The 12,337-nt window shown below is 64.8% G+C and carries 9 protein-coding genes; 7 read left to right on the forward strand and 2 right to left on the reverse strand.

All coding sequences use genetic code 11. The features are described from left to right. On the forward strand, positions 1–509 hold a 509-nt coding region (locus tag L0G76_RS09980), incomplete at its 5' end, for a CobW C-terminal domain-containing protein (RefSeq protein ID WP_304357100.1). Positions 510–904: 395 nt separating this feature from the next. Then, positions 905–4,567, forward strand: coding sequence for an efflux RND transporter permease subunit (locus L0G76_RS09985; protein ID WP_487247002.1), 3,663 nt, complete (start codon positions 905–907; stop codon positions 4,565–4,567). A 36-nt stretch (positions 4,568–4,603) separates the two neighbouring features. Here the strand turns inward: L0G76_RS09985 and aztA are convergent, their stop codons facing one another. Further along, positions 4,604–5,236, reverse strand: coding sequence for a zinc ABC transporter ATP-binding protein AztA (gene aztA, locus L0G76_RS09990; RefSeq protein WP_304357102.1), 633 nt, complete (start codon positions 5,234–5,236; stop codon positions 4,604–4,606). A gap of 29 nt (positions 5,237–5,265) precedes the next feature. Here aztA and aztB point away from each other — a divergent pair, with 29 nt between their 5' ends. From aztB to aztD, 4 genes are all read left to right on the forward strand, one after another. Next, positions 5,266–6,117 (forward strand): zinc ABC transporter permease AztB, encoded by an 852-nt coding sequence (gene aztB, locus L0G76_RS09995; RefSeq protein ID WP_304357103.1) that lies wholly within the window; start codon positions 5,266–5,268, stop codon positions 6,115–6,117. A 9-nt stretch (positions 6,118–6,126) separates the two neighbouring features. Further along, complete coding sequence (locus L0G76_RS10000) at positions 6,127–7,362, forward strand: PQQ-binding-like beta-propeller repeat protein (protein ID WP_304357104.1); 1,236 nt, start codon at positions 6,127–6,129, stop codon at positions 7,360–7,362. Between the two features lie 26 nt (positions 7,363–7,388). Then, complete coding sequence (gene aztC, locus L0G76_RS10005; RefSeq protein WP_369696176.1) at positions 7,389–8,282, forward strand: zinc ABC transporter substrate-binding protein AztC; 894 nt, start codon at positions 7,389–7,391, stop codon at positions 8,280–8,282. 83 nt (positions 8,283–8,365) lie between these two features. After that, positions 8,366–9,607: a zinc metallochaperone AztD gene (gene aztD, locus L0G76_RS10010; RefSeq protein WP_304357106.1), complete on the forward strand. Its 1,242-nt coding sequence runs from the start codon at positions 8,366–8,368 to the stop codon at positions 9,605–9,607. Between the two features lie 9 nt (positions 9,608–9,616). Here the strand turns inward: aztD and L0G76_RS10015 are convergent, their stop codons facing one another. Beyond that, a complete protein-coding gene (locus L0G76_RS10015) occupies positions 9,617–10,423 on the reverse strand; it encodes a FadR/GntR family transcriptional regulator (protein ID WP_304357107.1) in 807 nt (268 codons plus the stop codon). Positions 10,424–10,638: 215 nt separating this feature from the next. Between L0G76_RS10015 and L0G76_RS10020 the strand changes: the two genes are divergently transcribed. Then, entirely contained in the window at positions 10,639–12,330 is a 1,692-nt protein-coding gene (locus L0G76_RS10020) for an L-lactate permease (protein WP_304357108.1), read from the forward strand. Positions 12,331–12,337 lie beyond the last annotated feature (7 nt).

Here is a 12,337-nt window from a genome sequence, read left to right on the forward strand (position 1 = left end):
CCGGCGGGGCCGCGGAACCGATCCAGGCCGAGCTGCCGATTCGGGAACTCATCCGGCAGGCCTATGCCGAATCGGCTCAGAAGGACGTCGAGGCGCAGAAGGGCCCTGACGGAGAGAAGGACCTCGAGGGGGAGAGCGCCCCTGTGCACAGACACGCACAGTCGGTGACGGTGATCGGCCACGGGTGCGCCGACGCCGATGCAGTGCTCGACCTGCTTGAGGACCTGCCCGCCGGGGTCTACCGAGTGAAGGGTTCGATCCTCGTTGCGGAAAGGACCCGACACAGAACCTACGGTGTGCAGGCCGTAGGGCCGAATGTCTACGTGTCGAGCGCTGTGCCACAGGAGACGACCTGGGACAGTGCGGTGGTCGTCATCGGCGAATCCTTCGACGAAGAAGCCATCAGGGCGAGGCTGGAGAGGGCGCTTGGCAACGGCAGCGGTTCGGGCGGGGCCGAGCGTTCGGGCGGCGTCGAGCGACTCCGCCACTATCTCCGCCTGCACAGCTGACCCACGAATCGCCTGTGCCCACCCAAAGCCGGAATGTGGTGTTACCGGCCCGATTGTGGTGTTACCGGAATCCAAAACGGAGGAAAACACCCGCGACCGCAAGTGGGGCGGGTCATAGGATCGAATCATGACCAAGTTCCCATCTCGCACTCAACCTTTCGGGGGAGGCAGAACACAACTTTCGGGGGACGTGCAGAACGGTCTGAGCTGAAAGACTGAAGTCGCTCGCAGGCAGTTTCGACCATCACCCGATCCACCTCCCCTCGCAGCACCCGGACCAACCCACCCGGACCGCCTCACCCGAACTATCCCCGCCCGAAGCACCGCCCGAAGCACCGCCCGCAGCTCCCGTATGCCCAAAACCCGGAGGAAAACCCGTGTCCCTGATCACCAGGATGAGTCTGAAGAACCGTCTCATCGTCGGACTGCTCACCCTCGTGATCGCTGTCTTCGGCGTCGTCGCGACCACCTCGCTCAATCAGGAGACGATGCCCTCGGTCGAACTGCCCGGCACCTCGGTGCAGGTCACGGTCCCGGGAGCCTCACCCGAGGTCGTCGAGGAATCGGTGACCAAGCCGATCGAAACCGCGCTGGAGGGAGTCGGCGACCTCGAAGCAGTGACCACGACCACCTCGTCCGGGTCGATGTCGGCCAATGTCACGTGGCCGTTCGGCAAGGACGCGGAGGAGGTGACCGACGCGGTCCGCTCCGCCGTCGACTCCGCGAAGGCGAACCTGCCCGAGGACGCCGAGGCGGAGGTGCTGTCCCAGCAGATCGACGATGTCCCGGTGGTCATGTTCGCGGTCTCCGGGGGAGACGACCCGCAGAAGCTCGGCGACCTCGTTGAGACCGAGCTCGTCCCCGAACTCCAGGCCGTCGACGGTGTCGCCGGCGTCGAGGTGGGCGGTCAGAGCGAGCAGCGGGTGAACATCACCTTCCGGCCCGATGACGTCAACGACAAGAACGTCGTCACCACCTCGGTCCCCGATGAGCTCACCGCCGCCGGCACCGTCGTCCCGGCCGGGCAGAGCGCGCTGGGAGACAAGTCCCTGTCAGTCGAAGTCGGCAGTGAACTCGACGCCGTGAAGGAGATCGAGAAGACCCCGCTGCGCACCGCCGACGGAACGGTTCTGCTGGGGGACGTCGCCGATGTCGAACTCGACTCGGTGGAGAGGACCTCGTACTCGCGTGCTGATGGCAAGAATGCCGTGACGGTGTCGGTGACCAAGGGACAGGACGACAATGTCGTCGAGGTCTCCCACGGCGTCAACGAGGTCCTCGACAAGATGGGTCCCGAACTCGGTGACGACATCGCGTTCTCGACCATCTTCGACCAGGCGCCGGAGATTGAGAAGTCGATCCACGACCTGTCCGTCGAAGGCGGGCTGGGGCTGTTCTTCGCGATCCTCGTGATCCTGGCCTTCCTCGGCTCCTTCCGGTCCACCGTGGTCGCCGCGATCTCCATTCCGATGTCGCTGCTCATCGCGATGATCGGCCTGATGGTCGGCGACTACACCCTCAACATCCTGACCCTGGGTGCCCTGACCATCGCCGTCGGCCGCGTCGTCGACGACTCCATCGTCGTCATCGAGAACATCCGCAGACGGCAGGGCACGAGCGACCTGACGATCGACGACATCGTCGCCTCGGTCAAACAGGTGGCCGGTGCCATCACAGCCTCGACCCTGACCACTGTGGCCGTGTTCCTGCCCATCGCCTTCGTCGACGGCATCGCCGGGCAGCTGTTCCGTCCGTTCTCCGTGACCGTGTCGCTGGCGCTGCTCGGCTCCCTGCTGGTGGCGCTGACGATCGTTCCCGTCTTCAGCTACTGGGTCCTGCGCAAGAGCCCGAAGCCGCTGTCGCCGAAGCGCCAGGCCGCCACCGATGCAAGCTATGAGGCGTGGTCCGAGAAGCACCGCCGGCGTGGAGTGAAACGAGCCGAACGTCGACAGGCCAAGATCGACAAGAAGAACGCCAAGCGCGCAGGCAAGGGCAAGACACTGCTCCCGGCGGCGACCGCCGATGCTCCGGTGACGCCGATGCCCGGCGACGGTGAGGCCTCCGACAGGGTCGACAGTCTCCAGCAGCGCAGCCTGCCCGCCATTATGGCCGCCCTGCGCCACCCGTGGCGCACGATCGTCATCTCCGTGGCGATCTTCGCCGTGACGATGATGATGGCCAGCTTCCTCAAGACCGACCTCCTCGGATCCGCCGGGCAGAACTCCCTTTACATCGCACAGACCCTGCCCGCCGGAGCATCGCTCGAGGCCAGCGACGAGGCCGCGAAGAAGATCGAAGACGTGCTCGCCTCCGACCCGGACGTCGACACCTACTCGACGACCGTCAACGGTCCCGAAACCGGCGCCGAGAACTCCTTCAACATCACCCTGAAGGCCGACTCCGAGGCCGAGGCTGCGACGAGCCGGATTTCGAACCAGATCGAGCGCCTCGGCGACGACGTCGGTGAGATCGACGTCCAGGATGCCAGTGGCGGTACGAACGAGGACGTCGAGATCAAACTCTCCGGGACCGATATGGGTTCACTGGGCGAAGCCGCCGATGCGGTGACGAAGAAGATGAGCGAGACGACGGGAGTCACGAATGCCCGCAACGATCTCGCCTCCGATCAGCCGATCATCCACGTCGACGTGGACCGGGAGAAGGCCGCGGACTACGGTTACAGCCAGGCGGAGGTCGGGCAGGCCATCGCAGCCGCCCTGCACGGAAGCGAAGCCGGGACACTGAGCCTGGAGGGCAAGGAACGCGACATCTTCCTCGCCCCGACCCACCCGGATGCGACGCCGGATGAGATCCGGGCGCTCGAACTGCCCGTCACCGAGGTGCAGACGCAGAACGCACAGGAGGACGCGACCGACGCCGTTGAGGAGAAGACGGACCGCAGGGCCGACGAAGCCAAGGCCAAGGCCGAAGAGGAATCGGCCGATCAGCTCGAATCCGCACGGGAGGCTCGTGACAACGCGGCCGATCAGCTCGAAGAGGCCCGGAAGGCACTCGACGATGCGCAGAATCCACCTCCGGCGCCGAGCCCCGGTGAGATGGCGGCCGAGCAGGTCGACCAGGCCGAAGAAGGCGTCGAGCAGGCAGAGAAAGGGCTGCAGGAAGCCAACGATGCCATCGACGACCTCATCGACGGCCAGCGCGAACAGGAAGAGAACCAGGCCGAGGAACAGGACCTCGCCGACGAACAGGCGGCCATCCCCGACATCAAGGGCGAACCGATCACGGTCGACGAGATCGCCTCAGTCGACGAGACCGAGACGCCTGCCACGATCACCCGCGAGGACGGAGACCGCCAGGTCACCGTGTTCGCCACTCCCGCCGAAGGACAGCTCAATCCCGTGTCCGCCGAGGCGCAGGAGCTGACCTCCAGCATGGATCTGCCCGATGGTGTGAGCTTCGACGTCGGCGGTGCGAGCCAGGAGCAGGCCGATTCCTTCGCCCAGCTCGGGTGGGCGATGCTGGTGGCGATCGCACTGGTCTTCCTCGTCATGATCGCGACCTTCCGCAGCTTCGTTCAGCCGCTCATCCTGCTCGTGTCGATCCCGTTCGCTGCGACCGGTGCCGTGCTGCTGTTGCTGCTGACCGGGACGCCGCTGGGCATTCCCTCGCTCATCGGCCTCCTCATGCTCATCGGCATCGTGGTGACGAACGCGATCGTGCTCATCGACCTCATCAACAAGCTGCGTGAGCACGGGATGGAACTGCCCGACGCGATCATCCACGGCACCCGGCTGCGCCTGCGCCCGATCCTGATGACGGCCGCCGCCACGGTCTTTGCCCTCGTGCCCATGTCATTGGGCCTGACCGGTGGAGGAGTCTTCATCTCCCAGCCCTTGGCGATCGTCGTCATCGGCGGACTGACCTCCTCCACGGTGCTGACCCTGATCCTCGTGCCCGCCCTCTACCTCCTCGTCGAACGCCGCAAGGAGCGCAGGGCGGAGCGCCAGGAGGCCAAGGCCGCGGCCAAACATCGGGCCGACCAGGACAGGATCGATGCAGAGACCGCCGAGGTGGCCGCCGGGCACAGGGAAGAGTGACCCCGACCGTGGTCGTCGAATAGGCAGACGGACCCGTCAGCCCACCACGAGAGCGCCCTGGTCGAGCCGGATCACATGATCGGCATGCTCGGCCTGGGCGCGCTCGTGCGTGGCCACGACGACGGTTGCGCCGCGGCGGCGTTCGGAATCGATGGCGTCGGCGATGTCTTCTGCCGCGCGAACATCGATGCCTGCCAGCGGTTCGTCGAGGAGGAGCAGCTCGGGACGCTGCGCCAGGCCCTGCGCTATGAGAGCACGCTGACGCTGCCCGCCGGAGAGCGACCCGAGACGTCGCGACGAGAGATCGCCGATCCGCAGTCGTATCAGGCAGTCATCGATGATGTCCCGATCCTCACCGTCGAGGCGAGTCAGCGGGCCGCGTGAACCCCACCTGCCCATCGCGACAGTCTGGCCGACGGTGATCGGCAGATGGTCGGGCGCCGTGCTCCGCTGAGGCACGAACGCGATGCTGGCCGGGCGTCCGGATATCGTGCCGGACGTGGGCCGGAGCAGCCCGGCCAGTGCCAAGAGGAGGGTCGACTTGCCTGAGCCGTTGGCTCCGACGAGCGCCGTGACGTGGCCCGGGTCGGCAGTCAGGGACACCTCCTTCACGGCGAGGTGGTTGCCATGGTGACAGGTCAGATGTGCGACTGTGATCGGATTGCCCATTCGATAACAATAATGGTTATCATCAGCGAATGGAATTCTTGATTGCCCCCTTCGAGGTGTCCTTCGTTCAGCGCGCCCTGATCGCCGGGGTGCTCGCCGCCGTGCTGTGTGGATGTGTCGGCACCTGGGTCGTCCTGCGCGGCCTGGCCTTCTTCGGCGACGCGATGTCGCACGGCATGCTCCCGGGGGTCGCGATCGCAGCGCTCATGGGAGGGCATCTCATGCTCGGTGCAGCGGTCAGTGCCTTGGTGATGGCTGCCGGAATCACCTGGGTCTCGCGGGAGTCGACGCTGTCTCAGGATGTCGGCATCGGGCTGCTCTTCGTCGGCATGCTCTCTGTTGGGGTGGTCATCGTCTCCCACTCCCAGTCCTTTGCCGTCGACCTGACGAGTTTCCTGTTCGGTGACGTGCTGGGGGTCCGCAGTCAGGACCTGCTCGTCTTGGGCATTGCGGCCTGTGTGGGCGTGCTGGCCTGTGTGCTCCTGCGCAGGCCGTTCCTTGCGCTCGCCTTCGATGAGCGAAAGGCCGCGACGTTGGGCATGCGTCCCGGCTGGGCGCATGCGGCGATGCTGATGCTCACCGCGCTGGCCGTGGTCGCCTCGTTCCAGATCGTCGGCACGCTCCTGGTCTTCGGACTCCTCATCGGGCCGCCGGCGACTGCGTACCTGCTCTTCGACCGCATCGGGCTCATCATGATCGCGGCTTCGGCGATCGGTGCCGCCGCGACCGTCGTCGGGTTGTTGGTGAGCTGGTATGCGCAGACCTCGGCCGGAGCGACGATTGCACTGCTGACCGTTCTCGCCTTCTTCGTCGTGCTTGTCGCGAAGCGAGTGAAAAGTGCGCTAAGCTACTTTCCAGCAAATGATAATCAGTATCAATAGAAAGATCTCATGAAGACAACCACAGCTGTCTCCGTGCCCAGCGCGGCGATGATCGCACTTCTCGCACTGACAGGATGCCAAGGACAGCAGCCGGTCAGCGGCGCCGGAGAGGCCGGCGCCTCTGCCTCGCCCCACGGATACGTCGAAGGAGCACAGGAGGCGGACGCACCGCAGCTGCGACTGGCCGTCAGCGATGCGAAGACCGGCGGGGTTGCAGTGCTCGACCTGCTCAGCGAGGAGGTCGTGACCGAGATTGCAGGCTCACCGACCACGAAGCTCTCGGGCGCCGATTCCCGATACCTCTACCTCGGCGATGGTGAGGCGGGCACGGTCACCGCCGTCGACGCCGGGGCGTGGACCGTCGACCACGGTGACCACAAGCACTACTACACCGCCGAGGCGAAGAGCCTCGGCCAGATCGACGGGGCCGAGCCCGCGCATGTCGTCTCCGGGCCGACCGAGGTGGCGTTCTTCTTCGACGGCGAGGGGCGGGCCAAGGTCTATGACCGGACGGCCTTCGGCGATGGTGAGCTCACACAACTCGGCACCGTGGCACCGGGGCCCCACCATGGAGTGACGGTTCCCTTCGAGGACCATTTCGTGTCGACCGTTCCCGGTGATCGGGCCGAAGATCTGCCCTCCGAGCTCACCGTCTTCGACGAGCAGGGCCAGGCCACGCCGATCGACGGCGAATGCCCGGAGATCCACGGCGCCGGGGTCACCCGAGATGGGTTGGCCTTTGCCTGTGCCGAGGGTGTGATCAGTGTCGATGAGGATTTCCACGCCGAGGTGGCGCCCTACCCCGAGGAGGCCGGTGATGAGCGCGCCTGGTCGATCGAGGCAGGTCGCGATCTTGCCGCAGCTCCGTTTGAGGAACAGGGGATCGGAATTCTCGACGCGAGGTCGGGGGAGTGGTCCTTCGCCGACATCGACGCCGAGGTTGTCTCCGCAGGAATCGCTCCCGACGACTCAGCGGTCATCGCCCTCGACGGTGACGGCACCGTCTATTCGCTCGATCCGGACACCGGGGCAGTGCTTGAGAAGAAGAAGCTCGTCGAACCCTTCGACACCGAAGGGGAAGGTCACGGAGCCGGACCATCGGTGGCGGTGGACAGCGAACGCACCTATGTCAGCGATCCGGCCTCGGGAACGGTCCACGAGCTCGACCCGGCAGACGGACTGCGCCAGGCGCGCAGCTTCGACATCGGTGGTGCCCCTGCGGCTCTGGCTGTGACAGGCCGATGATGGGAGCACGGCATCACATCACGGCAGTGACACTCACGCTGGGCACCGTCGGGGCACTGACCGCCTGCACGCCAGGCGGCGATGAGCCCACGATAGTGGTGACGACGAACATCCTCGGCGATGTCGTGGACAATCTCGTAGGAGATCACGCGGATGTCGCGGTGCTGATGAAACCGAACGCCGACCCGCACTCCTTCGGCATCTCCGCGAAGGAAGCCGGAGCCATGGAGAACGCCGATCTCATCATCGGCAACGGCTTGGGGCTCGAAGAGGGGCTGTCGGCGAACCTCGACAACGCGCGCAGCGAAGGAGTGCGCGTCCTCGAGGTCGGCGAGGAGATCGACCCGCTCGACTACGCCTCGGGCGGCAGCGCGGGTACACCCGACCCGCACTTCTGGACCGACCCCACGCGAATGGTCGCCGCCGTGGATGCCATCAGTTCGACCGTGGGTGAGGAGATGGGGGAGGGCCTCGCCGAGGCGATCGAGCCGAGCGTTCGCGCGTATCGGGAGCGTCTCCTCGACCTCGATTCCGAAATCGAGGAGATCGCCGAGGAGATCCCGGTCGAGGATCGGAAGCTGGTGACGAACCATCACGTCTTCGGCTACTTCGCCGAGCGCTTCGACTTCGAAGTCATCGGAGCGGTGCTGCCCAGCGGCACCACCCTCGCCTCGCCCTCGGCGGCCGATCTCGAAGAGCTTGCACGCACGGTCGAGGAGGCGGGTGTGCCGACGATCTTCGCGGACTCTTCGCAGCCGCAGAAGCTCGCCGAGGCCCTGTCTCAGGAAGTCGACCTCGATGTCGACGTGAGGCCGCTGTTCTCGGAATCTCTCACCGAAGCCGACGGCGACGCCGGCACCTACATCGACATGCAGAGAACCAACGCGCAGGCCATCGCCGCGGGGCTGATGCCTCGATAACCAGCATCGAACGCCGCGCCGCCCAGGACACGACACCACACCACCACAGACCACTACCCCGGAAATATAGAAAAGAGAAGAGAATGAGAACACGACGACGTCTGGTCGCCCCGCTGTCAGCGGCCGCGGCAGCCACAGCCCTCCTGCTGAGCGGGTGCGGAGGAACAGGAGCCGAGGCCGAGGGCAACCACGGCGATCATGCTCCGGAGACCGAAGCCGAGCAGGTCGAGGAAGCGCAGCCACGCCTGGTCACCACCTACGACGGAGGCATCCTCACCCTGAATGCGCGGACGCTCGAGGTCATCGACGACACGAAGCTCGAGGGCTTCAATCGGGTGAACCCAGTCGGCGACGGACGACACGCGATGGTGTCGGTGGCGAACGGATTCCAGCTCTTCGACGCCGGAGCCTGGACCGAAGAGCACGGCGACCACACCCACAGCTTCGCCGGATCACCCGAGCTGACCGACACCGTCTATGAAACCGACACCCCCGGACACGTCGTGCGCCACGGCGGTTCGACGGTGCTCTTCGGCGACGGGGACGGACGCATGCAGATCTTCGACACCGAGGCCTTCACCGACGGCGCTCCCGAACCAGAAGTCAAAGAGGTCGAAGAGGCCCACCACGGCGTGGCTGTGCAGTTGGAGAACGGCGAGATCCTGCACACCATCGGCAACGAAGAGGAACGCTCCGGAGCGAAGGTCATCGATGCCGAAGGTCAGGAGATCGCCCGCAACGAGGACTGCCCCGGCGTCCACGGTGAGGCCGCGGCCCAGGGCGAGGCTATCGCCGTCGGCTGCGAAGACGGAATCCTCTACTACAAGGATGGTCAATTCACGAAGGTCGACTCCCCGGATTCCTACGGTCGGATCGGCAATCAGGCGGGTTCCGATGACTCACCGGTCGTCCTCGGTGACTACAAAGTCGACGAGGACGCCGAACTCGAACGCCCAGAGAAAGTCACCTTGACCAATACCGAAACCGGGAAGATGAAGCTCGTCGACCTCGACTCCTCATACAGCTTCCGCTCCCTGGCCCGTGGCCCCGAGGGGGAGGGGCTCGTCCTCGGCACCGACGGCACGCTCAATGTCATCGACCCCGAGTCCGGAAAGGTCACCGACTCTCATCCGGTCATTGAGGAGTGGGAGGAGCCGGTCGACTGGCAGCAGCCCCGACCCACTCTGTACGTGCAGGGTGAGAAGGCCTACGTCTCCGAGCCGGATAAGAGCCAACTCCACATTGTGGATCTGGGCACCGGCGAGGTGGAGAAGTCCGCCGAACTTCCGCACGCCAGCAATGAGCTCACCGGTGTGACGGGCTGACGCCCGCGCTCAGCCGCGCTCCTGCCGGCCCTGCGTCAGCTGCGGCAGGGCGGCGGTGGCTGATCGGATATGGTCTTCGGTCAGCTGCACCGCGTGATCGGTGTCGCGGTCGACGATCGCCTGCATGATCGCATGATGCTCCTCCTGCAGCTGCGCCATCAGAGCGCGCGGATCGTCGACCTCGTGGAAGGCATCGAGGATGGGCCGGCGCAGAGAGCCGCGGATGGCTTCCGTGAGATCTGAGAGCAGCTGATTCTCCGAGGCGTGGGCGATGGCCACATGGAAGGCGGTGTCGGCATCGTTGAAGGTCTCCAAGCTCACGCCCGGGGTGTCCATGATCGCCAGCGAAGCATTCATTCCCGCCAGAGCGTCCTCGTGGACTCGCCCGGTTGCCAGCGCAATGCTTGAGCGCTCAAGCTGGATGCGCGTCTCGATGGCCTCCTCGATGCTGAAGTTCGCCAGGGCCACATGCAGGCGCAGGAACCGAGTCAGGGCCTCCTTGGGCATGGAGGCGATGAAGGTGCCCGCGGACTTGCCGGAGCCGACGTTCGAGACGACGACGCCGAGGGACTCCATGACGCGCAGCGCCTCACGCACCGCCGCTCGACTGACTTCAAGCTTGGACGCCAGCTCCCGCTCAGAGGGGAGCGGATCGCCGACGGTCAGGGAGCCAGAGGTGATCTGCTCCTCGATCGCATTGATGACGAGTTCATGTGTGCTCGATCGGGAGACTGGCTTCCATTCCGGTGCCTGGGGCGCGTTGAGGGCGTGACCTGCGGCGGTGCCGTCTATTGAGCTGACTGATTCACTGGGCATGAGTACTCACTTTTCGCACCTTGCCATCATCCCACGAGTAGGACCCTGCCTCATCGGGAGTGAATTCTTGACCTGGATCACATCCGGTCCTACACTCACTTTAGTGGTCTGACCACACAAAGGACATACTGAAGCCCATCGAGTATGCATGTTCGGGCGCGTTCAACGTCGAAACGCAGACGCTGTAGTCGAGTGCCGACCGTGCAGGAGAAAATATGTACACTCCTGAAATCGCCCCACTTGCAGACAGCCTCCTGTGGTCATCGCTGGCTGCGCTGCTGCCGCTGCTGACCATCTTCGTCACCCTCGGGTTCTTGAAATGGAAGGCCCACTGGGCCGGACTGGCGGCAGTCATCGTCGCCCTGATCGTTGCCATCTTCGTCTACAGCATGCCGGTCGGGCTGGCTGGCCTGTCAGCCAGCCAGGGATTCGCCTTCGGGTTGTTTCCGATCATGTGGATCGTCATCACCGCCATCTGGCTCTACGAACTGACGGTGAAGTCAGGACACTTCGAAGACCTCAGATTGGTCATCAACGTCATCTCCGATGATCCTCGCGTGCAGGCGATCCTGGTCGCCTTCTGCTTCGGAGGGCTGCTCGAAGCACTCGCCGGATTCGGTGCCCCGGTTGCCATCACCGGTGTCATGCTCATCGCAGTCGGCTTCACCGCCATGCGAGCAGCAGTCGTCGTGCTGGTGGCCAACACCGCTCCGGTCGCCTTCGGTGCGATCGCCATCCCGATCATCACCGCCGGCAACCTCACCGGGATCGACTACAAGGAGATCGGTGCCATGGTCGGCCACCAGACTCCGCTGCTGGCCGCCATCGTGCCGTTGTTCCTCATCTTCCTCGTCGACGGCAAACGTGGCCTGCGCCAGCTATGGCCCCTTGCTCTGGTCGTCGGGATCGTGTTCGGGGCAGCACAGTTCGTCTCTGCGAACTATCTCTCGGTCGAGATGACCGACATCATCGCCTCGCTCATGGGCCTCGCTGCTGCGGTGATCATGCTCCAGTTCTGGAAGCCCGTCGGCGGCCAGGACGCCCTGGATAAGATGGCCGACGAACGCAGTCGGGAGAAGGCCACCGCGCCCGATGCCGGTGGAGCAGCCGCAGCCGTGGCGACCTCCGTGGACACGAAGACGACACCTCTGACCGGCAAGCGCGTGTTCATGGCGCTCTTCCCCTACCTCATCGTCATCGTCATCTTCTCCGGTGCCAAGCTGATCCCAGTCATCGACAAGTGGCTGGCCAGCACCGATGTCAAAATTCCTTGGCCGGGGCTGGATGGGAACATCATGACCGCTGCAGGGGAGCTGTCGACGAGCACGGTCTACAACTTCCAGTGGTTGTCATCACCGGGCACGATGCTGCTGGTCTCAGGCATCATCGTCGCCATCGTGTACAAGATGACCGTCAAGGACGCATTCCAGGTCTTCGTCGACAATGTCGTCAAAATGCGATTCTCCATTCTCACCGTCGGACTCGTCCTGGCACTGGCCTACGTCATGAATCTGTCGGGACAGACGATCACAATCGGCACCTGGATCGCCGGAACCGGGGCGCTGTTCGCCTTCCTCTCACCAATCCTCGGCTGGCTCGGCACAGCAGTGACCGGTTCTGACACCAGTGCCAACGCACTTTTCGCGACGCTGCAGCAGACTGCCGCGACGAAGGCCGGAATCGATCCCGTCCTGTTGGTGGCTGCCAACAGCTCCGGTGGAGTCGTGGGCAAGATGATCAGCCCGCAGAACCTCACCATCGCAGCCACAGCGGTCGGCCTCCTCGGCCAGGAGGCCTCGATCTTCCGCCGCGTCATCTGGTGGTCGCTGGGCATGCTCGTCGTCATGTGCCTGCTCGTTGGTCTGCAGTCGACCGTCCTGTCCTGGATGGTTCCCGGCGGGGCGTGAGGCCCAG

This window comes from Brevibacterium picturae, from assembly GCF_030453725.1.
GTDB classification, from domain to species: Bacteria; Actinomycetota; Actinomycetes; order Actinomycetales; family Brevibacteriaceae; genus Brevibacterium; species Brevibacterium sandarakinum_A.